This is a genomic window from Achromobacter ruhlandii, from assembly GCF_002082135.1.
GTDB classification, from domain to species: Bacteria; Pseudomonadota; Gammaproteobacteria; order Burkholderiales; family Burkholderiaceae_B; genus Achromobacter; species Achromobacter ruhlandii.
The window spans coordinates 4,266,748-4,288,267 of record NZ_CP017433.1 but is presented as its reverse complement, the minus strand read 5'-3'; the positions used below and the strand labels follow the sequence as shown (position 1 = coordinate 4,288,267).

Genomic DNA, 21,520 nt, shown 5'->3' with positions numbered 1-21,520 from the left:
GTGTCAGCCCGCCTGGCGCAGCACGGTCAGCAGCGCATCGGGGTCGGCGGGCTTTTCGATCCAGCCATCGAACAGGGCGGAGGCGTCTTCATGCCGTTCATGCCGCGCCAGGCCGCTCAGGGCGTAAATGCGCGATGACACATTGCGTTCGCGCAGCCGGCGGGCCAGCTCGTAGCCGTCCATGTCGGGAAGCAGGATGTCAACCAGCACTGCTTCGGGGGCGAACGTGGCGGCCTGCCGCAGCGCGTCTTCGCCGGTACCCGCGCAGCGCGCCTCCAGGCCGGACAGCGCCAGGAATTCGGCCAGCAGTTCCGAGCCCATTTCATTGTCGTCAACCAGCAGGACGCGTAGGGCGCGCTCGTCGTTCAAGGGGTGTCTCCAGATTCGGGGACCTGCGGCGCATCCTGGTCGCGCGGCAGGGTAACGGTGAAAATGACCAGGCCGTCGCGGCAGTCGACGGCGATCTCGCCCTGGTGGTCGCGCACCACCTGCTCGGCGATGTACAGGCCGAGCCCGAGGCCGTTGCGGTTGCGCGATTGGCCCAGGGATTCGGGCTTGAAGGGCGAGAACAGGTGCGCCATGACCTCGTCGGGGATCGGCGCGCCATGGTTGGCCACGGTGAGTTCGATGGTGTCGCCACGCGGCATCGCGCTGACGTGGATCGGCATGCGCGGCGCGCCATGCTGGCGGGCGTTGCTCATCAGGTTGGTGACCACCTGGGCGATGCGGTCGGTGTCGGCCGTCAGCACCAGGTCGGGGTGCACGTCCGGCTCGATGAGCAGGCCGGGATAGGCTTGGCGCTTTTCCTCGATCAGGCCGTTCAAAAGGTCGGACAGGCGGCATTCGCGCTTTTCGATGCCGAGCCCCATGCCACCCTGCAGCCGCGAAAGATCCAGCACCTGCGAGATCAGGCGCTGCATGCGTCCGCTGGAATAGCGGATGCGCTCGCCCATGCGGGCGCCGGCGTCGGTCCGCGAAAGCAGCGTGGCCGCCATGGAAATCGATTGCAGCGGATCGCGCAGGTCATGGCCCAGCATCGCCAGCAGCGCGGTGCGGGCGCGGTCGACGTCGGCGGCGCGGCTGGTGGCGATGTGCGACAGCTCGTCGCGCAGGTTATCGGCCGCCTCGAGTTCGGCCGGCAGCCAGGGCGGGCTGGTGTCGCGCATGACCTCGCGCCAGGCGTCGAACGAGCCGCGCGGGGTCAGGCGCGGCCCCAGGTTGCCCACCGCGTATTGTTTTTCGGGTTTGCCGCCCCACACCACGGTCTCGATCTGTTCGCGCCGCAACCAGATCAGCCAGCCATTGTTCATGGGATCGAACTTGCACGCCAGCAGGCCCGCATAGGGCACCAGGTCGGTCTGCAGCTCGGGATAGTCGCGCGCGATGTGGTTGGTGTGGACGACACGTTGCCCGCTCTGGTCCAGCGCGCACAGGATGCCGGCAAGTTCGCCGCGCGGCGCGATGCCTCCGAACACCGTGACGCTGTTGCCCCACAGGCACAGCGCGGCGTCGTTGGCGATCAGCGAGGCGGGCGTCTCCGGGCCGCCGGACAGGGCCAGGTGGATGTTTTCGGAATCCGACGCACGCTCGGTCAGCCGGCTGACCAGCGCGGCATTGCGCCGTGTCTGCGCGGCGCGGTCGTTGCCCTCGATGGTCGCCAGCGCCGCGGACAGCACCTGCGCCAGGGCCTCGCAGGCCAGCCGGGCCGGGTAGGGGACCAGGCGCGGCGAATGGTGGTGGCAGGCGATCATGCCCCAGAGCCTGCCGCCGATCACCAGCGACAGGCTCATGGTGGCGCGCACGCCCATGTTGGCCATGTATTCCAGATGGACCGGCGATACGCTGCGCAGCACCGAGAAGCTCATGTCGAGCGGCGCGTCGATGCCGTCCTGCGCCAGCACCCGCACCGGCTGGTACTGGCCGTCGGCGATCTGGCGCAAGGTATTCACGGTGTACAGGCGGCGCGCCTGGGCCGGAATGTCGCCGGCGGGATAGCGGCGCCCGACCCAGTCTTCGAGCGCGGGATCGCCGCGCCGCTCGGCCACGATCTCGCCGCTGTCGTCGGGATGGAAGCGATAGGCCATGACGCGGTCGAAGCCGGTGGCGCGTTGCACCTCCTGCACGGCGCGCTCCAGCAGGCCGGCGATGTCGCGCTGCGCCCGCACGCGCTCAATGCTGCGGTAGATCAGCGCCGGATCGGCGATGCCGGCGTCGTCGCCGCGGCGTTCGAGTTCGATCAGCGTCAGGTCGTCGGTGTTGCGGTGGGCGATGACGTCGTAGGCGTGCCCGTCCAGCGAGATGCTGAGCGGATCGAAGACAGGATCGTCCTGGGACAGCCAGCCCGGCAGGTTCCGCGCCAGGCCTGGCGGCAGCGAAGCCGGATCGCAGCGATAGCCCAATGCGACCGGCATCCCGAGCACCTGCGGCGCGTTTTCGCTGGCGTAGCGCAACACGCCCGCGGCATCGAAGGCGAGCAACGCGCCCAGGGGCTGGATCGCGCCCGGGACGTGAATCGGTTCGCTGTCGCAGTTCGCGAGCGTGACAGGCGGGTGCGACTGGGTGGGCGCATTCATTCTAGGCTTGTCCTGGAGGTGCGCAATGTGTTGTCATTATGTCAAAGTTCTTGCGAATGTGTGCATATGCAGCGTCGGGGATTTTGGCGCGCGCCGCCTCGTCTTTTGGGCGTCCACCATCCCCCTGGCCGTTTGGCGCAAGCGGCCGGATTATTCCGGAGTTTTCATGGCGCGTCTTCCCTACGCCGATTTGTCCCATCCCGAAGCGCGACCCCTGGTCGAGCGCATCGTCGCCGAACGCGGCAGCGTGCTGCACTTGTACCAGATGTTGCTGCACAGCCCGGCCGTGGCCGGCGGCTGGCTCAACTACCTGACCTCGATCCGGCAGTTGTCGACCCTGCCGGGCGACCTCCGCGAATTGGTGATCATGCGAGTGGCGGCGATCAACGGCGCGCCCTACGAGGCCGACCAGCATGCGCCGATCGCGCTGAAAGAGGGCGTGTCGCAAGCCCAGCTGGACGCCTTGTCCGATTGGGAGGCCTCGGCCCTCTTCAGCGAGCGCGAACGCGCCGTGCTGGCCTACACCGACGCCATGACGCGCCAGGTGCAGGTGCCCGAGCCGGTGTTCCAGGCGGCGCGCGCCGCCATGGGGTCCGAAAAGCTGATCGTCGAACTCACCGCCACCGTGGCCGCCTACAACATGGTGTCACGCTTCCTGGAAGCGCTGCAGGTGCATTCGCACGATCATCGCTGAGCGCTCCCGGCCAAGGCCGGCCGGGCAAGCGGTCAGGCGCGCTGCGCCTCGATCAGCGCGTCCAGCTTGATGGCGTCGGCCACGAACGCGCGGATGCCTTCGGCCAGCTTGTCGCTGGCCATGGCGTCGTCATTGAGCTGGGTGCGGAACGCCACTTCATCCGAGGCGATGCGGGCGATATCGCCGGTTACCGCGTCGGCGCGCAGTTGCGCCGGCGCGTCGCCCTCGGTCTGCGACAGCTGGGTCAGCAGCTCGGGGCTGATGGTCAGCAGGTCGCAGCCCGACAGGGCCAGGATCTGGCCGACGTTGCGGAAGCTGGCGCCCATGATCTCGGTGGCGATGCCGAAACGCTTGTAGTACTGGTAGATGCGGGTCACCGACTGCACGCCGGGGTCGCGCGCGCCGGCGTGGTCGGCTTCGACCCAATTGGCGCCCGCGGCCTTCTTGTGCCAGTCGTAGATGCGGCCGACGAACGGCGAGATCAACTGCACCTGGGCATCGGCGCAGGCCACCGCCTGCGGCAGCGAGAACAGCAGCGTCAGGTTGCAGCGCACGCCCTCGGCCTGCAGCGCGCGGGCCGCCTGGATGCCTTCCCAGGTGGATGCGATCTTGATCAGCACCCGTTCGCGCGGCACGCCGGCGGCTTCGTACAGGGCGATCAGGGCGCGGGCGCGCTCGATGGTGGCGCGGGTGTCGAACGACAGGCGCGCGTCCACTTCGGTCGAGACGCGGCCGGGCACGATGTCCAGGATGGCGCGGCCAAAGGCGACCAGCAGGCGATCCATCAATTCGGGCGTGGGGGCGCCGCGGTGGTCGCGCGCGGTCTTTTCCAGCAGCGGGCGGTAGGCGTCCTGCTGCACGGCCTTCAAAATAAGGGACGGATTTGTGGTGGCGTCGGTGGGACGCAGCGCCTTCATCGCTTCGAAATCGCCGGTGTCGGCGACGACGGTGGTGTGATTGCGCAGGGCGTCAAGTTGGCTGGACATGGACAATACGGCTCGCAGCATCAGGGTTGAAGGTGCTTTAGCGTATCACCGAGCCGCCGACGGCGCTGTCACCGTTGGTAGGCCGGCGGCGGGCCGTGATCGGCCTGGCGCGGCGGCCGAAATCTCCGATCTCAGCCTTATTTGGCGCGGTTCCCCGGGAAAAACGCCCGCTCAAGGTATAATTCCAAGGTTTGATTATCGATTCTAAAACCGGGGTTTACTGTGCTGCCGCAACTCTTTCCCGAGGGGATCAACCGCTTCCCTCCTGCAATTCTGGCTCTGGCGGACGGTACCATTTTTCGAGGCGTGTCGATCGGTGCGCCTGGGCATACCGTTGCCGAAGTGGTGTTCAACACCGCGATGACCGGGTACCAGGAAATTCTCACCGATCCCAGCTATAGCGGCCAGATCGTCACGCTGACCTATCCGCATATCGGCAACACCGGCGTCAACGCCGAGGACGTCGAAGCCAATCGCGTCTACGCCGCCGGCCTGGTGGTGCGCGACTGTCCCGCCCGCGTGTCGAACTTCCGTTCCACGCAATCGCTGCCCGAGTACCTGTCCGAGCAGGGCATCGTCGCCATTTCCGGCATCGACACCCGCAAGCTGACCCGCATCCTGCGTGAAAAGGGCGCCCAGGGCGCCTGCATCTTCGTTGGTTCGGACGCCGACCGCGCCGTCGAACTGGCCCGTGGCTTTGCCGGCATGGCCGGCCAGGATCTGGCCAAGGTCGTGTCCATCAAGGACAGCACCACCTGGACCCAGGGCACCTGGCAACTGGGCGAAGGCTACACCCAGCCCGACCAGTCCAAATTCCATGTCGTCGCCTACGACTTCGGCATCAAGTCCAACATCCTGCGCCTGCTGGCCGACCGTGGCTGCCGCCTGACGCTGGTGCCGGCCCAGACCAGCGCCGAGGACGTCCTCAAGCTCAACCCCGACGGCGTGTTCCTGTCCAACGGCCCCGGTGACCCCGAGCCCTGCGACTACGCCATCGACGCCACCCGCGTGTTCCTGGACAAGAAGCTGCCGGTGTTCGGCATCTGCCTGGGCCACCAGATCATGGGCCTGGCCGTCGGCGGCAAGACGCTCAAGATGAAGACCGGCCACCACGGCGCCAACCACCCGGTGCAGGACCTGGCCTCCAAGCGCGTCTTCATCACCAGCCAGAACCACGGTTTCGCGGTCGATGCGGCCAGCCTGCCGGCCAATGCGCGCGTCACGCACGTCTCGCTGTTCGACGGCACGCTGCAGGGCTTCGAGCTCACCGACCGTCCGGCCTTCTGCTTCCAGGGCCACCCCGAAGCCAGCCCCGGTCCGCACGACATCCTGGAGCTGTTCGACAAGTTCATCAGCCTGATGTCCGGCCAAAAGTAAAGATTGCATCATGCCCAAGCGTACAGACCTAAAAAGCATTCTCATCATCGGCGCCGGCCCCATCATCATCGGGCAGGCCTGCGAATTCGACTATTCCGGCGCGCAAGCGTGCAAGGCGCTCAAGGCCGAGGGTTACCGCACCATCCTGGTGAACAGCAACCCCGCCACGATCATGACGGACCCGGAAACGGCCGACGTCACCTACATCGAGCCCATCACCTGGCAGGCCGTCGAAAAGATCATCGAGCGTGAAAAGCCCGATGCGCTGCTGCCCACCATGGGCGGCCAGACCGCGCTGAACTGCGCGCTCGACCTGGCCCACCACGGCGTGCTGAAAAAGCACAACGTCGAACTGATCGGCGCCAACGAGCACGCCATCGAAAAGGCCGAGGACCGCCAGAAGTTCAAGCAGGCCATGACCGACATCGGCCTGGAATCGGCCAAGTCGGGCGTCGCCCACAGCATGGACGAAGCCTGGGAAGTGCAGCGCCGCATCGCCGCGGAAGTCGGCACCTCCGGCTTCCCCGCCGTGATCCGCCCCAGCTTCACCATGGGCGGCTCGGGCGGCGGCATCGCCTACAACGCCGAAGAATTCGAAACCATCTGCCGCCGCGGCCTGGAGGCCTCGCCCACCAGCGAGCTGCTGATCGAAGAGTCGCTGCTGGGCTGGAAGGAATTCGAGATGGAAGTGGTCCGCGACAAGGCGGACAACTGCATCATCGTCTGCTCCATCGAGAACCTGGACCCCATGGGCGTGCACACCGGTGACTCCATCACCGTGGCGCCGGCCCAGACGCTGACCGACAAGGAATACCAGATCATGCGTAATGCATCGATCGCGGTGTTGCGCGAGATCGGCGTGGACACGGGCGGCTCGAACGTGCAGTTCGCGGTCAACCCCAAGAACGGCCGCATGATCGTCATCGAGATGAACCCGCGCGTGTCGCGTTCGTCGGCGCTGGCGTCCAAGGCCACCGGTTTCCCCATCGCCAAGGTCGCCGCGCGCCTGGCCGTGGGCTACACGCTGGACGAGCTCAAGAACGAAATCACCGGCGGCGCCACGCCCGCCTCGTTCGAACCGTCGATCGACTACGTGGTCACCAAGGTGCCGCGTTTCGCCTTCGAGAAATTCCCCACCGCCGACGCGCGCCTGACCACCCAGATGAAGTCCGTGGGTGAAGTCATGGCCATCGGCCGCACCTTCCAGGAATCGTTCCAGAAGGCGCTGCGCGGCCTGGAAGTCGGCGTCGACGGCCTGAACCAGAAGACCACCGACCGCGAGAAGCTGCAGGTCGAGCTGGGCGAACCCGGTCCGGAACGCATCTGGTACGTGGGCGACGCCTTCGCGCAAGGCTTCACGCTGGACGAAGTGCACAACATCACGCACATCGACCCCTGGTTCCTGTCGCAGATCAAGGAAATCGTCGACATCGAGCTGGCGCTCGAACAGAAGACGCTGTCCGACCTGGACCACGCCACCCTGTGGGAACTGAAGCGCCGCGGTTTCTCCGACCGCCGCCTGGCGTTCCTGCTGGACACGGTCGAATCCGAAGTGCGCAAGCTGCGTCACCAGCTGAACGTGCGCCCGGTCTACAAGCGCGTGGACACCTGCGCCGCCGAGTTCGCCACCCGCACGGCCTACATGTACTCGACCTACGAGGAAGAGTGCGAAGCCGCGCCCACCGACCGCAAGAAGATCGTGGTGCTGGGCGGTGGCCCGAACCGCATCGGCCAGGGCATCGAGTTCGACTACTGCTGCGTGCACGCCGCGCTGGCGCTGCGTGACGACGGGTACGAGACCATCATGGTCAACTGCAACCCGGAAACCGTCTCCACCGACTACGACACGTCCGATCGCCTGTACTTCGAGCCGTTGACGCTGGAAGACGTGCTGGAAATCGTCCACAAGGAAAACCCGGTCGGCATGATCGTCCAGTACGGCGGCCAGACCCCGCTGAAGCTGGCGCGCGCGCTGGAAGCCAACGGCGTGCCGATCATCGGCACCAGCCCGGAATCCATCGACATCGCCGAAGACCGCGAGCGTTTCCAGAAGCTGCTGAACAAGCTCGGCCTGCGCCAGCCGCCCAACCGCACGGCCCGCACCGAAGGCGAGGCCCTGGCCCACGCCGCCGAGATCGGCTACCCCCTGGTGGTGCGTCCCAGCTACGTGCTGGGCGGCCGCGCCATGGAAATCGTGCACGAGCAGCAGGACCTCGAACGCTACATGCGCGAGGCCGTGAAGGTCAGCAATGACTCGCCCGTGCTGCTGGACCGCTTCCTGAACAACGCCACCGAAGTCGACGTGGACTGCCTGGCCGACGGCGAAACCGTCTTCATCGGCGGCGTCATGGAACACATCGAGCAGGCCGGCGTGCACTCGGGCGACTCCGCCTGCAGCCTGCCGCCGTACTCGCTGTCGGCCGACGTCATCGCCGAGATCAAGCGCCAGACCGGCATGATGGCCAAGGCCCTGAACGTCAGCGGCCTGATGAACGTGCAGTTCGCCATCCAGGGCGGCGACGTATACGTGCTGGAAGTGAACCCGCGCGCTTCGCGCACGGTGCCCTACGTGTCCAAGGCCACCGGCCTGCAATTGGCCAAGATCGCCGCGCGCGCCATGGCCGGCCAGACGCTGGCGGCCCAGGGCATCACCCGCGAAGTCGTGCCGCCTTACTTCTCGGTCAAGGAAGCCGTGTTCCCGTTCGTGAAGTTCCCGGGCGTGGACACCATCCTCGGCCCGGAAATGAAGTCGACCGGCGAAGTCATGGGCGTGGGCACCAGCTTCGGCGAAGCCTTCGTCAAGTCGCAGCTGGCCGCCGGTGTGCGCCTGCCGGAATCCGGCACGGCCTTCATCAGCGTCAAGAACCAGGACAAGCCCCGCGCCGTGGAAGTGGCGCGCGGCCTGCACGCCCTGGGCTTCAAGCTGGTGGCCACGCGCGGCACCGCGGCCGAGATCGAAGCGGCGGGCATTCCCGTGCAGCTGGTCAACAAGGTCACGGAAGGCCGTCCGCACATCGTCGACATGGTCAAGAACGGCGAGATCGCGCTGGTCATCAACACCGTCGAAGAGCGCCGCAACGCCATCGCCGACTCGCGTACCATCCGTACGCAGGCGCTGGCCGCGCGCGTGACCTTCTTCACCACCATCGCCGGTGCGCGTGCCGCGGTCGAGGGCATGCAGTACCTGCGTCAAGGCCTCGGCCTGCAGGTGTATCCGCTGCAGGAACTTCACGCGTCGTTGTTGGACAAATAGCGCTTGGACGCGCAGAGGGCGCGTCGCAAGTGAATTGAGGACAAAAGAATGAAGTGGTTCATTCTGGCGTTATTCATCGTATGCGCCACGGTAGTTCACTACCGTGGCCGCGTCCGACACAAGTTCTCGCGGCAGGCGTTGGATCATTCCACGTTCACCGCCCCGCTGAACTGTTTCATGTACGCGTTCTCCAGCGTGCCCAACAAGCCCTATCTCGACCTGGACCAGTTCCCGGAACTGAAGGTCTTGCTGGACCGCTGCGAGGAAATCCGCGCCGAGGCCGTCAATCTGTACGGGGACGGTCACATCAAGGCGTCGGACAAGTACAACGATGCAGGCTTCAACTCGTTCTTCAAGACGGGCTGGAAGCGCTTCTACCTGAAGTGGTACGACGCCGACCATCCGTCGGCCGAGGCCCTCTGTCCGGTCACGACCAAGCTGCTGGCGGGCATCCCGACTATCAAGGCCGCGATGTTCGCCTCGCTGCCCCCGGGCAGCCGCCTGCCGCGCCATCGTGATCCGTACGCCGGTTCGCTGCGTTTCCACATGGGCCTGATCACGCCGAACAGCCCCGACTGCTACATCAACGTCGACGGCCAGGAATACCACTGGCGCGACGGCGAGGCGGTCGTGTTCGACGAGACCTTCATCCATTACGCCGAAAACAAGACCGACCAGAACCGGATCATCCTGTTCGCCGACGTCGAGCGCCCCATGCGTTACCGCTGGGCCCAGGCGTTCAACCGCGTGGTCGGCGGCTTCCTGTTGCGCGCGGCGGCCGCGCCCAACCAGGAAGGCGACGCCACCGGCGGCATCAATCGCATCTTCGGCGCGGTGTATGCGGTGCGCCGCTTCGGCAAGGCGCTCAAGAAGAAGAGCAAGCCGCTGTACTACCTGTCCAAGTGGGCGCTGGTGGCGGCGATCTTCGCTCTGATCTTCCTGTAAGACTCGCGCCGACCTTCCTGTAGCATAGCGGGCGGGGCCTCTCTTGCGAGAGGCTCCGCCTTTTTTCATCCGACCCGGGGCGAGCCTCCATGGACAGAGTATTCATTACCGGCGCCAGCAGCGGACTGGGCCGCGCCCTGGCGCAGCGCTATGCCGCCGCCGGCGCCACGCTCGGCCTGCTGGGCCGGCGCGAGGACGCGCTGCGGGAACTGGCCGCCAGCCTGCCCGGCCAGCACCGCTGCTACGCCGTGGACGTGCGCGACCGTCAGGCGCTGCACGCGGCGGCGCAGGATTTCATTGCGTTCTGCCAGGGGCGGGTGGATGTGGTCATCGCCAGCGCCGGCATCAGCGCCGGCACGTTGACCGGCCATCACGAAGACTACGAGGTCTTCAAGGCCATCGTCGACACCAACCTGCTGGCGACCGTGGCGACTTTCGAGCCGTTCGTCGAGCCGATGCGAGCCGCCGGCGGCGGCCGGCTGGTCGGCATCGCCAGCGTCGCCGGCGTGCGCGGGCTACCGGGCGCGGGGGCGTACAGCGCCTCCAAGTCGGCGGTGGTGACCTACTGCGAAAGCCTGCGGTTGGAACTGGCGGGCGACGGCATCCGTGTCGTCACCATCGCGCCGGGGTACATCAAGACCGCGATGACGGCGCACAATCCGTACAAGATGCCGTTCCTGATGGACGCCGACAAGTTCGCGCAGCGCGCCCAGGCGGCGATTGGGCGCGGCACCACGTACACGGTGATTCCCTGGCAGATGGGCGTGGTGGCGAAACTGATGCGCTTGCTGCCCAACGCGGTCTACGACCGGCTGGCGCGCAACGCGCCGCGCAAGCCGCGCAAGGCGGACAAAGCCGGCTGAGCCGCAGGGCGACAGCGGCCAGGGCGTCAGGACGACACCCTGGCGCCGGCCGTCACGGCACGACGTCGTCGCCGACCTCGGCGGCCACGTGGCCCACGTCGCCCCAATCCAGCACTTGCCACTGGCGGCCGCGCACGCCGACGCGGTTGATGCTGACGTTCAGCAGCGCCGCGTCGCGCGGCGCGTTCAGCGGCACGCCGCTGGCATGGCGCCAGATGATGTCCAGCACGCCGCCGTGGGTGAACATCAGGATGCGCTCGCCGATGTGGCGGCTGGCCACGTCGTCGACCGTCGCAATGACGCGCGACTGGAACTGGCCCAGCGTCTCGCCGCCGTCCAGCGGGCGCAGCGGATCGCGGCTGCGCCAGGCGGCCGCCGCTTCCGGCGCCAGCACATCGATGCGGTCCAGGTCCAGTCCTTCGAGCACGCCGAAGCCACGCTCGCGGATGCCGGGCTCGATCCGCACGCGTAGGTCCAGTTGTTCCGATACCGGCGTGGCGGTGGCGTGGGCGCGCTGCAGGTCGCTGCTGTAGATGGCGTCGATCGGCGTGTTGCGCGCGTCTTCGCGCAGGCGCGAGGCCAGCAGGCCGGCCTGGTTGCGGCCGAATTCGTTCAAGGGGATGTCTTGCCAGCCCTGCAGGCGGCGCTGGCGGTTCCAGTCGGTTTCGCCGTGGCGGATGAACCAGATTTCAGTCATTGCGGTGTCGATAGGGTGGGGAAGGGCGCGGGTGGCGGACCGACCCGGCTCAGAGCGGCTCGGGCGCGACGGGCGCGCGCGGCTTCCAGATGGCTTGAATCACCGAGCTTAACGCGACCAGCGCGGGCTCGCTAGCGCGTTCGTAGGGCAGGATGAAGCCGAGCGTGGCGTCGGCGCGCGCCTGGCCCCACACCATGAAATCGCCCGAGGCCGCGCCGGCCAGCGCGGTCTCCTCGCGCAGCAGCGCGCAACCGGCGCCGGCCCGCACCAGCGCCTCCAGGTTGGCCTGGTCGTCGTTCTGCATGGCGATGCGCGGCGACAGGCCGTGGCGCTCGAACATGTCGCGCAACAGCAGGTGGGTGTGGCTGCCGGCGGGGCCGTCCAGCCAAGGCAATTGCGCCACCTCGCGCCAGCCGCCGCGCTTGAGCACGGCGGCGTGTTCGGTCGGCAGCGCGATGCGGTAGCGCACGCTGCGCAGCGGCAGCCACAGCACGCCGCGCGGCGGGTGCGCGGCAATGGTCAGCGCCGCCGGCAGCCGGCCGGTGCTGACCTGCTCGGCCAGCACGGCGGTGGGCTGGATCTGCGTCTTCAACTCGATCAGGGGCAGCCGTTGCGTGATGGCCGCCGCCAGCTCGCCCAGCCGCAGGAAGTCGGGCTTTTCGCTGGGCAGGCCCAGTTCCACCACGCCTTGCAGGCTGCCCTGCAGCTGCTGGGCCTCCGATTTGAATTGCGCGCCCAGCACCAGCAGCGATTCGGCGGTGGGCAGCAGCATCTCGCCGGCCTTGGCCAGCGCCAGGCGTCCGCCGCTGCGGTCGAACAGCGCCACGCCCAGGCTCTGTTCCAGCGCCTTGATCTGCGCGGTGACGGCAGGCTGGGTCAGCGACAGCGCTTCGGCGGCCCGCGTCAGGTTGCCCAGGCGGGCAACCGTGACGAAGGCGCGGATCTGATAGATTTCCATGCCGCCTTTGTAGGGGAAGCGGGCTCAGGCGGCAAGCAGCCGTACTTGCGTCGGCTCCAACCCGATCGACACCGGCGCGCCCACCGGGAACGGCGACAGTCCCGCCAGGTGCGACTGGTCGGCCGTCAGGCGCTGTTCGCCGATCTGCACCTGGTAGCGAGTGAATTCGCCCAGGAACTCGCTGCTTTCCACCACGCCCGGCAGCCACACGTAGCGCGCGTCGCCCAGTCCGTCGGCCATCTCGATCTGCACCGTGTGCGGCCGGAAGCTCGCCGCCAGCCGCTGCGCCGCCGGCGCTTCGGCCGCCAGTGGCAGGTGCAGGTCGCCCACGCCTTCCACCGCCAGCACCACGCTGCCGCTGGTGCGCTCGCGCACCTCGCCCTCCAGCACGTTCATGGTGCCGACGAAGTTGGCCACGAAGCGGTTCACTGGATAGTCGAACAGCGTGCTGGGCGCGCCGATCTGCTGCACCACGCCGTGGTCCAGCACCGCCATGCGGTCGGCGGTGGTCATGGCCTCTTCCTGGTCGTGGGTGACGAAGATGGTGGTGATGCCCAGCCGCCGCTGCAGGCTCAGCAGGTCCTGGCGCATCTGCACGCGCAGCTTCTTGTCCAGGTTGGACAGCGGCTCGTCCAGCAGCAGCACCTGCGGTTCGATCACGATGGTGCGCGCCAGCGCCACGCGCTGCTGCTGGCCGCCGGACAGCTGGTTGGGGCGCCGGCGTGCGTACTGCGACAGCCCCACCAGCTCCAGCGCGGCCTCGACCTTGGCGCGGATCTGCTCGCGCGGCAGTTTGCGCTCGACCAGCCCGAACGCCACGTTGTCCCACACCGTCATGTGCGGCCACAGCGCATAGTTCTGGAACACCATGCCGATATTGCGGTCCCATGGCGGGATGGCGCTGATGTCCTTGCCATCCACCAGCAACTGGCCGGCGTCCTGCCGGTTGAAGCCCGCGATCAGGCGCAGCAGGGTGGACTTGCCCGAGCCCGACGGCCCCAGCAGGGCGAAGAACTCGCCCGGTTCGATGTGGATGTTGACGTCCTTGAGCACTTCCGTCTTGCCATACGACAGCCGGATGTTGCGGCATTCAACGCTGACTTTCTTCATGTCGATTCCCCTTGATTCAGGCCGTCTCGTCGTGACGCGCCGGGCGCTGGCGCGCCTGGGCGCGTTCCACCAGCAAGTGCGAGACATAGGTGCCGATGGCGACCGCGGCCACCGCCAGCACGCCCAGCGCGGCGCCCGGACCCCGGCCCGCCGCGCTCTGCATGTACAGATAGATGCCATAGCTCATCGGCGCCTGGCTGTCCTTGGTGACCAGCATGATGGTGGCCGACAGCTCCACCGCCGCCGTCACGAAGCTGGTCACGAAGCCGGCCAGCATGCCCCCGGCCATCAATGGCACCACCACGCGCCGGATGGTGCGCATCCGGGTCGCGCCCAGCGATTGCGCCGCTTCCTCCAGCGATACGTTGATCTGCTGCAGCGCGGCCACGCACGAGCGCAAGGCGTAGGGCAGCCGCCGCACCGAGTACGCGATCATGATGATGATCCACGACGAGGTCAGCAGCGTGCCGGTGCCCGGGATCTCCACCCCGCGGAATGTGCGCAGCAATCCGATCGCCAGCACGATGCCCGGGATCGCCAGCGCCGCCGAGGCCAGGAAATCCAGCCACTGGCGCGCCGGCAGCCGGGTGCGCAGCATCAGGTAGGCGATGGCGGTGCCCAGGATCACGTCCACGCCCGCCGCCAGGCCGCAATAGAGCAGGGTGTTGGCGATCATGCCCTGCGATTCGCTGAACACCGCGCTGTAGTGCGCCAGCGTGTAGCCGTCCGGCAGCGGCGCGAAGCTCCAGACGCTCGCCAGGGACAGCAGCAGCACGCCCATGTGCGGCGACAACACCAGCAGCAGCACCAGGATGATCCAGCCATAGGCCAGCACGCTTTCGGCGGGGCGCAGCTTGCGCTTCTGGATCGAGTTGCCGCCCTTTTGCAGCGTGGAGTAGTCGCGGCCCTTGAGCACCCGCGCCGACAGCCACAGCGCCAGGATCGAGAAGGCGATCATGATGACGCTGATGACGTAGCCCAGCGGATCCTCCAGCCCCACCTGGGTGATGCGCAGATAGGCCTGCGGCGCCAGCATGTTGGTGGTGCCCAGCACCAGCGGCGTGCCGAGGTCGTCGAACACCTTGACGAACACCAGCGAGGTGCCGGCCACGTAGCCCGGCAGCGCCAGCGGGAAGATCACGCGGCGGAATAGCCGGAAACCGCGCGCGCCGAGGTTGAAGGCCGCTTCCTCCATGGCGCCGTCGATGTTGCGCAGCGCCACCACCAGGTTCATCAGGATGAACGGGAAGTAGTGCAGCGCCTCGACGAAGATGACGCCGTTCAGGCCTTCCATGAACGGGATGGTGAAGCCGAACCAGTCGTTCAGCAGCAGGTTGACGCTGCCGGAGCGGCCGAAGATGAGCTGCATCGCCACCGCGCCGACGAAGGGCGGCATGATCAGTGGCAGCACCCCCAGCGTCTGGATGATGAGCGCGCCGCGGAAATCAAAGCGCACCGTGAAGTACGCCAGCGGCACCGCGATCAGCGAGGCCAGCAGCGCCGACCAGCCCGCCACGTAGAGGCTGTTGAAGAATGCCTCCAGCATCAGCGGCTGGTTGAAGAACGCGCCGAAGTGGCCGATGGTGAAGCCGCCGTCGGCATTGACGAAGGCGCTGTAGAACACCGTGCCCACCGGCACGGCCAGGAACAGCGCCAGGAAACCCAGCACAAGGAGCGCGGCCAGCACGGGGCCGGCGGGCAGGCGTGAATGGCCCGGAAGATTCATCGAGATTCCCGTAATGGTTCAAGACAGTCCGCCCGCGGCGGGCGGCGGCCGGACGGGGCGAGCCCCCCGTCCGGCGCGAGCCGGGCTCAGAGCGCCGCGGCTTCCCGCGCCAGCTTCACGGCCTGCTCATAATTGCTCTTGGCCGTGCCGTTCCATTCACCTTCCAGCTTGGTGATCTGCTGGTTGACCGCGGCGTCCTTCTTGTTGCCGCTGAAGATCTTCAGGAACTCGGGATCGGCGGCCTGCTTGCCGTCCACCAGCGGCGCCCAGGCCAGCTTGCGGGCCTGCGCCAGCAGTTCGGCCGGCTTGCCGCTCTTGCCCTTGTCGCCGAGCTTGGCCTCGGCGTCGTAGATCGCCTTGGTCGCCGCCTGCAGTTCCTTCAGGCGGAACGTGACGGTCTGGTCGTACAGCGACTGCACCACGTAATAGCGCGTCTGCGACAGGTCCGCGTTGAACTGCACCTTGCTGCGGCGCGCGATCTCGGCCGGGTCGGGATAGCCTTGCGGCACCTTGCCGCCCAGCGCCGAATACGGCAGCACCGGCAGGCGCGAGATCTTCGGCTCCAGCAGCAGTTCCTGGCCCGCCTGGCTGAGCGTGAAAGCGATGAACTTCTTGCCTTCCTCCGTGTTCTTGGCGCCGTCGATCAGCGCGATGTTGGCCGGCACGATGGCGGTCTCGGAGGGATAGACGAATTCCACCGGGAACTTCGAGTACTTGCTCGACAGGCCGAAGAAGTCGATCACCGGACCCGCGCCGAACTGGCCGTTGTTGACGCCGTCCGGCACGCCGAACGAACGCTCGGTGACGGCGCTGCTGTTGCCCGACATGCGCAGCAGGGTGTTCCAGCCGTCGTCCCAGCCTTCGCCCTGCAGGATGGTCTCGACCGTCAGGTGCATGGTGCCCGAGCGCGAGGGCGAGGTGATGCCGACGTGGCCGAACCAGTGCGGCGCCAGCAGGTCTTTCCATTCGACCGGCGCGGGGATCTTGTGCGCCGCGATGTAGCGCGTGTTGTAGACGATGCCGTAGCCGGCCAGCGCCTGGCCCAGGTACATGCCGCCCGGGTCGTTGATGGGATAATTGCCGATCTTGTCCGGCACGTCCTTGTTGGCGACGTCCGAGGACTTGGCCAGCAGCTTGTCGCGGCCCAGCACCTCGAAGGCGTCCGGGGCGCTGGCCCAGAACACTTCCGGGCGCTGGCCGGCCGGCGTCTCGCGCACGTAGGCGATGCCGGACACGGTGTTCTTGTTGAGGATTTCCAGCGTGATGCCGGGGTTGGCCTTCTCGAACGCGGTCTTGTAGGCCTGGGTCAAATCTTTCGGGAACGACGTGATCACCGTGACGGTGCCCGCCAGGGCGGGGGCGGCGCAGGCGGCCAGCAGCGCCCCTGCAAGGGCTGTGCGCATTGCATGCATGGTTTGTCTCCGTGGTTTTTCGATTTGTCCGGAGACCTTAGCGGCTGCGTGCGCCGCCAGTCCAATCACAAATTTTGATGCGCGCCATCAGTGTGGCGGGCATTCGGGAGAACCCGCGGGAAGGAAACTAGGCCGTGGCCGAGACGCCGCCGTTGGCCTTGGCCATCGCCTTGATCTTTTCGTTCATCACCTGCTGGATCTGGTTCATGATCTGCAGCGCCTGACCATTCAACGCCTGCATCTGGGTGGCCTTCTGCTCCGCCGACGCATTGCTGTCGCGCACGCGTTCGATCTGCTCCATGACACGCTTGAGCTGGCGCTGCAGTTCCTTGATCTGCCGGGTGTAATGATCGTCGTTTTCGGACGATTCGGTTTCCTCGGCCTGGCCCACCTTCATCGCGCCGGCGTTGTTGACGCGGATCTTGCCGTCTGGCGTGACGCTGACGCCCGGGTCGCCGGCCTTGGCGTCCTTGGCTTCCTTGTTGGCCTGGATCTTCTGCGCCCACAGGTCGGCCATGCTGCCGATGCGCGAGGTGCCGCTGATGGAATCGATGGCCATGAAGGTCTCCGGGGGGGGGCGAAGGATTGAATGGGGGTTTCCACTAGTACGGCATTCCGGCCAGGAACTTAAGTTGCCGCCCCTTCCCGGCCCCCTTTACACTGGCGCCCGCTCACACCAATCACTCCCGGGGATTCCATGTCCAATTCCTATTTTCCGCGCTGGCGCCTCGCGGACGACGCCGAGCCCGGCGTCATCATTGCGCCCGACGAACGGCTGTCCTGGCCCAAGAACGTGGCCATGGGCGCCCAGCACGTGGTGGCGATGTTCGGCTCCACCGTGCTGGCGCCGCTGCTGATGGGCTTCGACCCCAACGTCGCCATCCTGATGTCGGGCATCGGCACCCTGATCTTCTTCCTGTTCGTGGGCGGCCGCGTGCCCAGCTACCTGGGCTCCAGCTTCGCCTTCATCGGCGGCGTCATCGCCGTCACCGGCTATGCCGGCGGCGGGGCCAACGCCAACATCGGCGTGGCGCTGGGCGCCATCATTGCCTGCGGCCTGGCCTACACCCTGATCGGCGTCCTGGTCTGGATCGCCAATGGCCGCGCCGGCGGCGGCGCCAACTGGATCGACGCCCTGATGCCGCCGGTGGTGACCGGCGCGGTGGTCGCGGTGATCGGCCTGAACCTGGCGCCCATCGCCGCCAAGGGCGCCATGGGCGCCTCGGGCTTCGACAGTGCCATGGCGATCGTCACCATCCTGTGCGTGGGAGGCATCGCCGTCTACACCAAGGGCATGGTGCAGCGCCTGCTGATCCTGGTCGGCCTGATCCTGGCCTGCGTGGTGTATGCGATCTTCGCCAACGGCATGGGCCTGGGCAAGCCGATGGATTTCTCGGCCGTGTCGGCCGCCGCCTGGTTCGGGCTGCCGCACTTCGCCGCGCCGGTCTTCAAGGCCGAAGCCATGGGCCTGATCGTGCCGGTGGCCATCATCCTGGTCGCCGAGAACCTGGGCCACGTCAAGGCGGTCAGCGCCATGACCGGCCAGGACCTGGACCGCTACCTGGGCCGCGCCTTTGTCGGCGACGGCGTGGCCACCATGGTCTCGGGCGCGGTGGGCGGCACCGGCGTCACCACCTACGCCGAGAACATCGGCGTGATGGCGGTGACCCGCATCTATTCGACGCTGGTGTTCGTGATCGCCGCGCTGATCGCCATCGTGCTGGGCTTCTCGCCCAAGTTCGGCGCGCTGATCCAGACCATTCCCGCGCCCGTGCTGGGCGGCATGTCGGTGGTGGTCTTCGGCCTGATCGCCATTGCCGGGGCCCGCATCTGGGTCGTCAATCAGGTCGACTTCAGCGACAACCGCAACCTGATCGTGGCCGCGGTCACGCTGGTGCTGGGCGCGGGCGACTTCACTGTCAAGCTGGGCAACTTCACGCTGGGCGGCATCGGCACCGCGACCTTCGGCGCCATCATCCTGTACGCGTTGCTGCGCCGCAAGAAATAGGGTGGGGCGGCTGTCCTGCCAGGCGCCCGTCCCTCGGGCGCCGCGCCCGACCCGCGGCGGCCGGCCGCGAGGCGGCCGCTCCGCTGGCCGGTCGCGACAGGCCGGCGCCGCTCAGGAACGCGACAGCCGCGACGCCGGCGTCCGTCCGCCCACCTGCACCGGGGCGGCCTCGATCACCTGGCCCGACTGGGTCTTGAAGACCGCGGTCGCCTCCGCCAGGCGCCGGGCCTGATCCTCCATCGCCGACGCGGCCGCCGAGGCCTGCTCCACCAGCGCGGCGTTCTGCTGCGTCACCTCGTCCATCTGCGATACCGCCAGGCTGACCTGGTCGATGCCGCCGGCCTGCTGCGCCGAGGCCGCCGAGATTTCACCCATGATGTCGGCCACGCGCTGCACCGAGGTCACGATTTCGTCCATGGTCTGTCCGGCGGCCGCGACCTGCGATGAGCCGGCCGCGACCGTATCGACCGAGGTTTCGATCAGCGCCTTGATCTCTTTGGCCGCCTGCGCGGCGCGCTGCGCCAGCGTGCGCACCTCGCCGGCCACCACGGCGAAGCCCTTGCCCTGTTCGCCGGCCCGGGCCGCCTCCACAGCGGCGTTCAACGCCAGGATGTTGGTCTGGAAGGCGATGCCGTCGATCACCGAGACAATCTCGGCGATTCGGCGCGAACTGTCCGAAATGCCTTGCATGGTGGCCACCACCTGGCCGACCGTGTGGCCGCCGCGCTGCGCCACCTCCATGCTCACCGCCGCCAGCTGATTGGCCTGGGCGGCGTTCTCCGCGTTCTGCTTGACCGTGGCGGCCAGCTCTTCCATGGTCGAGGCGGTCTCTTCGAGCGCGGCCGCCTGTTCCTCTGTGCGGGTCGACAGATTGGCGTTGCCGGCCGCGATCTCGGCCGCGCCGACGTTGATTTCGTCGACGCCCTGGCGCACCGTGGTCACCGTGCGGGTCAGACCCTCCTGCATGCGCCGTACCGCCGAGAACAGCGTGCCGATCTCGTTATTGGAGCGCGTCTCCACGCGCTGCGTCAGGTCGCCGGCGGCAATGCGGTCGAAATGTCGGCCCGCGTCCTGCAGCGGCAGCAGCACGCCGCGGCGGATGAAGGCCCAGCACGCCACCGCCAGCAGCAGCGCCACCGACAGCAGCGTGATGGCCGAGATGCGGGCGGTCGAATAGGTGGTCTGCGAGCGCTCCAGCACGCTGTCGCTGCGTTCCTGGACTCGCGCCAGAAACACCTGCATGTCCTTGGCGAACTCGGCATCGGCCTGGCGCACCCGCGCTTCGTTCTGCTGGTAGCGCGCCACCGAGCGTTCCTTGAGCGCCGCGCCCAGTTCGTCCAGCGCGGCGGCGTAGGCGTTGAAGCGGCCCTGCAGGACCCGCGCCAGCTCCTGGCCGCGCTCGCTCTTGGGCACCGCCATGTAGCGGTCGAAGCGCTCGCGCGCCAGTTTCAGCTGCTCGGCGGCCGCGGCTTGCGCGCTGGCCGCCTGATCGTTGGCGCCGGCCTGCAGGTCGGCGATGCCCGTGCCCAGCGACAGCCGGGTATGCAGCAGCGCGGCATTGGATTCATAAAGCGGATCGACCTGATGCACGGCCACATTATTCAGGTCCTCGATTTCCCGGACGCTGTTTTCGGCATTCATCCAGCTCAAACCGCAGGCCAGTGCCAGGGTAATGACAAAACAGGCCAGCACCAGCATCATGCCCGTACGGACTTTCAGTTTTTCCAGCATGGGATCTCCCGGTCTTGAACGCGCTCCGCCACAGGCGCGGACCCTTGCCCGCGGGCGCTGCGACAGAGGGACGGACGTCGAGCCGGATGACTGCGATGCGCCCGCCAAACCTGCAACACGCACAATCAATCGCGATACGCGGTGGCCGGAAAATGGCCGGCCCGCGCATCCCCTCGCTAAAAACAGAAAATGCCGGCGCATACCGGCATGTATTTAATTGTTATTAATGGGCCAGTTTGTCGGTTATACCTTTTTTATTGAATACGACCTTCCGTTTTTACATGTGCCCCCTGGATAATCCCCCGTGGCCGGGTTTATCCCTACCGTCGAGTATCTTTTATGCAACGTCGGGCGCGGGCGCGCAAACGACGGGTTCTAGCGGGTTACGGCGGCGAAATGCGCCGAAAACGCCGGTTTCTCCGGTGGCTTGCAATTCCGGCGGACTTTGACCACAATATGACCTTGATTGCCCCGGTTCCGACCCGAGCCGGGGTTTTGTTTTGGTCGCAGCTTGCCGCATTCGTCCGGCGGGCCGGCCCGAGCGGGCGCAAGGGGATCCATCGGGTTCAGCTTTGCCCGCCCCTGGCCGTTCCGTTCCTGGCGATGCCCGTCACGAGTCCGCTTCCGACGGCGCCCATGCGTCAGGTCCAAGACCTTCACACCGAGAACGCTCCGTCGGGGGCGTTTTCTACTTTTGTTTGGGAAACGACATGTCTGCCATTCCTTTGACCGTGCGCGGGGCCGAGCGCTTGCAAGAAGAGCTCCAGCGGCTGAAAACCGTGGAACGTCCCGCCGTCATCAACGCTATCGCCGAAGCGCGCGCGCAGGGCGATCTGTCGGAGAACGCCGAGTACGATGCGGCTCGCGAGCGCCAGGGTTTCATCGAAGGCCGGATCGCCGAGCTCGAGGGCACGCTTTCCAATGCCCACCTGATCGATCCGACCTCGCTCGAGGCCGAAGGTCGCGCCGTGTTCGGTGCCACCGTCGACATCGAAGACCTGGATTCGGGCGATCGCGTGACGTACCAGATCGTCGGCGACGTCGAAGCCGACATCAAGTCGAACCTGATCTCCGTGTCGAGCCCCGTGGCCCGCGCGCTGATCGGCAAGAGCGAAGGCGATGTGGTCGAGGTCAAGGCCCCGGCCGGCGTTCGCGAATATGAAGTACTGAGCGTGCGTTACATCTGA

Annotated in this window: 17 protein-coding genes; 7 read left to right on the top strand and 10 right to left on the bottom strand. The window is 67.0% G+C overall.

Features of this window, described 5'->3' with window-relative positions; genetic code table 11:
• Positions 1–3 precede the first annotated feature (3 nt).
• Positions 4–369, bottom strand: coding sequence for a response regulator (locus AruCF_RS19300; protein ID WP_020926775.1), 366 nt, complete (start codon positions 367–369; stop codon positions 4–6).
• A complete protein-coding gene (locus AruCF_RS19295) occupies positions 366–2,573 on the bottom strand; it encodes an ATP-binding protein (RefSeq protein WP_049075398.1) in 2,208 nt (735 codons plus the stop codon). The genes AruCF_RS19300 and AruCF_RS19295 overlap by 4 nt, the downstream gene beginning before the upstream one ends.
• Before the next feature lie 166 nt (positions 2,574–2,739).
• Between AruCF_RS19295 and AruCF_RS19290 the strand changes: the two genes are divergently transcribed.
• The gene (locus AruCF_RS19290; RefSeq protein ID WP_049075396.1) at positions 2,740–3,267 is read left to right on the top strand and encodes a carboxymuconolactone decarboxylase family protein; all 528 of its coding nucleotides are present in this window, start codon (positions 2,740–2,742) and stop codon (positions 3,265–3,267) included.
• A gap of 32 nt (positions 3,268–3,299) precedes the next feature.
• Here the strand turns inward: AruCF_RS19290 and tal are convergent, their stop codons facing one another.
• Positions 3,300–4,253, bottom strand: coding sequence for a transaldolase (gene tal / locus AruCF_RS19285; protein WP_049077998.1), 954 nt, complete (start codon positions 4,251–4,253; stop codon positions 3,300–3,302).
• 222 nt (positions 4,254–4,475) lie between these two features.
• Between tal and carA the strand changes: the two genes are divergently transcribed.
• From carA to AruCF_RS19265, 4 genes are all read left to right on the top strand, one after another.
• Positions 4,476–5,630, top strand: a complete 1,155-nt coding sequence (gene carA, locus AruCF_RS19280; protein WP_049075395.1) for a glutamine-hydrolyzing carbamoyl-phosphate synthase small subunit — start codon at positions 4,476–4,478, stop codon at positions 5,628–5,630.
• 10 nt (positions 5,631–5,640) lie between these two features.
• Positions 5,641–8,883 (top strand): carbamoyl-phosphate synthase large subunit, encoded by a 3,243-nt coding sequence (carB, locus tag AruCF_RS19275; RefSeq protein ID WP_049075393.1) that lies wholly within the window; start codon positions 5,641–5,643, stop codon positions 8,881–8,883.
• A 48-nt stretch (positions 8,884–8,931) separates the two neighbouring features.
• Positions 8,932–9,828, top strand: coding sequence for a lipid A hydroxylase LpxO (gene lpxO / locus AruCF_RS19270; protein ID WP_049075392.1), 897 nt, complete (start codon positions 8,932–8,934; stop codon positions 9,826–9,828).
• 89 nt (positions 9,829–9,917) lie between these two features.
• On the top strand, positions 9,918–10,691 hold the full coding sequence (locus AruCF_RS19265; RefSeq protein ID WP_049075390.1) for an SDR family oxidoreductase: 774 nt from the start codon (positions 9,918–9,920) through the stop codon (positions 10,689–10,691).
• 52 nt (positions 10,692–10,743) lie between these two features.
• Here AruCF_RS19265 and AruCF_RS19260 read toward each other — a convergent pair whose 3' ends face one another.
• The 6 genes from AruCF_RS19260 to AruCF_RS19235 all read right to left on the bottom strand — a co-directional run bounded on the left by AruCF_RS19260 (position 10,744) and on the right by AruCF_RS19235 (position 17,153).
• A complete protein-coding gene (locus AruCF_RS19260; RefSeq protein WP_049075388.1) occupies positions 10,744–11,388 on the bottom strand; it encodes a histidine phosphatase family protein in 645 nt (214 codons plus the stop codon).
• A gap of 49 nt (positions 11,389–11,437) precedes the next feature.
• Entirely contained in the window at positions 11,438–12,346 is a 909-nt protein-coding gene (locus AruCF_RS19255; RefSeq protein ID WP_006385483.1) for a LysR family transcriptional regulator, read from the bottom strand.
• A gap of 24 nt (positions 12,347–12,370) precedes the next feature.
• On the bottom strand, positions 12,371–13,456 hold the full coding sequence (locus AruCF_RS19250) for an ABC transporter ATP-binding protein (RefSeq protein WP_006385482.1): 1,086 nt from the start codon (positions 13,454–13,456) through the stop codon (positions 12,371–12,373).
• A gap of 16 nt (positions 13,457–13,472) precedes the next feature.
• Positions 13,473–15,182 carry an ABC transporter permease gene (locus AruCF_RS19245; protein ID WP_049075386.1) on the bottom strand — a complete coding sequence of 570 codons (1,710 nt, stop codon included), beginning with the start codon at positions 15,180–15,182 and terminating at the stop codon, positions 13,473–13,475.
• Between the two features lie 86 nt (positions 15,183–15,268).
• Positions 15,269–16,594: an ABC transporter substrate-binding protein gene (locus AruCF_RS19240; protein ID WP_049075384.1), complete on the bottom strand. Its 1,326-nt coding sequence runs from the start codon at positions 16,592–16,594 to the stop codon at positions 15,269–15,271.
• A gap of 127 nt (positions 16,595–16,721) precedes the next feature.
• Positions 16,722–17,153 carry a FlxA-like family protein gene (locus AruCF_RS19235; protein WP_049075382.1) on the bottom strand — a complete coding sequence of 144 codons (432 nt, stop codon included), beginning with the start codon at positions 17,151–17,153 and terminating at the stop codon, positions 16,722–16,724.
• A 138-nt stretch (positions 17,154–17,291) separates the two neighbouring features.
• Here AruCF_RS19235 and AruCF_RS19230 point away from each other — a divergent pair, with 138 nt between their 5' ends.
• On the top strand, positions 17,292–18,602 hold the full coding sequence (locus AruCF_RS19230; protein WP_049075381.1) for a solute carrier family 23 protein: 1,311 nt from the start codon (positions 17,292–17,294) through the stop codon (positions 18,600–18,602).
• 111 nt (positions 18,603–18,713) lie between these two features.
• On the opposite strand, the gene AruCF_RS19225 is transcribed toward AruCF_RS19230, so the two are convergent.
• Positions 18,714–20,333: a methyl-accepting chemotaxis protein gene (locus AruCF_RS19225; RefSeq protein ID WP_049075380.1), complete on the bottom strand. Its 1,620-nt coding sequence runs from the start codon at positions 20,331–20,333 to the stop codon at positions 18,714–18,716.
• A gap of 710 nt (positions 20,334–21,043) precedes the next feature.
• On the opposite strand from AruCF_RS19225, the gene greA reads away from it, so the two are divergent.
• Entirely contained in the window at positions 21,044–21,520 is a 477-nt protein-coding gene (greA, locus tag AruCF_RS19220) for a transcription elongation factor GreA (RefSeq protein WP_006385475.1), read from the top strand.

What these genes read in the sequence shown, in the direction of transcription:
- AruCF_RS19295 (WP_049075398.1), bottom strand. Translation starts at nt 2,573, where the DNA reads ATGAATGCGCCCACCCAGTCGCACCCGCCTGTCACGCTCGCGAACTGC.
- AruCF_RS19290 (WP_049075396.1), top strand. Translation starts at nt 2,740, where the DNA reads ATGGCGCGTCTTCCCTACGCCGATTTGTCCCATCCCGAAGCGCGACCC.
- tal (WP_049077998.1), bottom strand. Translation starts at nt 4,253, where the DNA reads ATGTCCAGCCAACTTGACGCCCTGCGCAATCACACCACCGTCGTCGCC.
- carB (WP_049075393.1), top strand. Translation starts at nt 5,641, where the DNA reads ATGCCCAAGCGTACAGACCTAAAAAGCATTCTCATCATCGGCGCCGGC.
- lpxO (WP_049075392.1), top strand. Translation starts at nt 8,932, where the DNA reads ATGAAGTGGTTCATTCTGGCGTTATTCATCGTATGCGCCACGGTAGTT.
- AruCF_RS19265 (WP_049075390.1), top strand. Translation starts at nt 9,918, where the DNA reads ATGGACAGAGTATTCATTACCGGCGCCAGCAGCGGACTGGGCCGCGCC.
- AruCF_RS19260 (WP_049075388.1), bottom strand. Translation starts at nt 11,388, where the DNA reads ATGACTGAAATCTGGTTCATCCGCCACGGCGAAACCGACTGGAACCGC.
- AruCF_RS19255 (WP_006385483.1), bottom strand. Translation starts at nt 12,346, where the DNA reads ATGGAAATCTATCAGATCCGCGCCTTCGTCACGGTTGCCCGCCTGGGC.
- AruCF_RS19250 (WP_006385482.1), bottom strand. Translation starts at nt 13,456, where the DNA reads ATGAAGAAAGTCAGCGTTGAATGCCGCAACATCCGGCTGTCGTATGGC.
- AruCF_RS19245 (WP_049075386.1), bottom strand. Translation starts at nt 15,182, where the DNA reads ATGAATCTTCCGGGCCATTCACGCCTGCCCGCCGGCCCCGTGCTGGCC.
- AruCF_RS19240 (WP_049075384.1), bottom strand. Translation starts at nt 16,594, where the DNA reads ATGCATGCAATGCGCACAGCCCTTGCAGGGGCGCTGCTGGCCGCCTGC.
- AruCF_RS19235 (WP_049075382.1), bottom strand. Translation starts at nt 17,153, where the DNA reads ATGGCCATCGATTCCATCAGCGGCACCTCGCGCATCGGCAGCATGGCC.
- AruCF_RS19230 (WP_049075381.1), top strand. Translation starts at nt 17,292, where the DNA reads ATGTCCAATTCCTATTTTCCGCGCTGGCGCCTCGCGGACGACGCCGAG.
- AruCF_RS19225 (WP_049075380.1), bottom strand. Translation starts at nt 20,333, where the DNA reads ATGCTGGAAAAACTGAAAGTCCGTACGGGCATGATGCTGGTGCTGGCC.
- greA (WP_006385475.1), top strand. Translation starts at nt 21,044, where the DNA reads ATGTCTGCCATTCCTTTGACCGTGCGCGGGGCCGAGCGCTTGCAAGAA.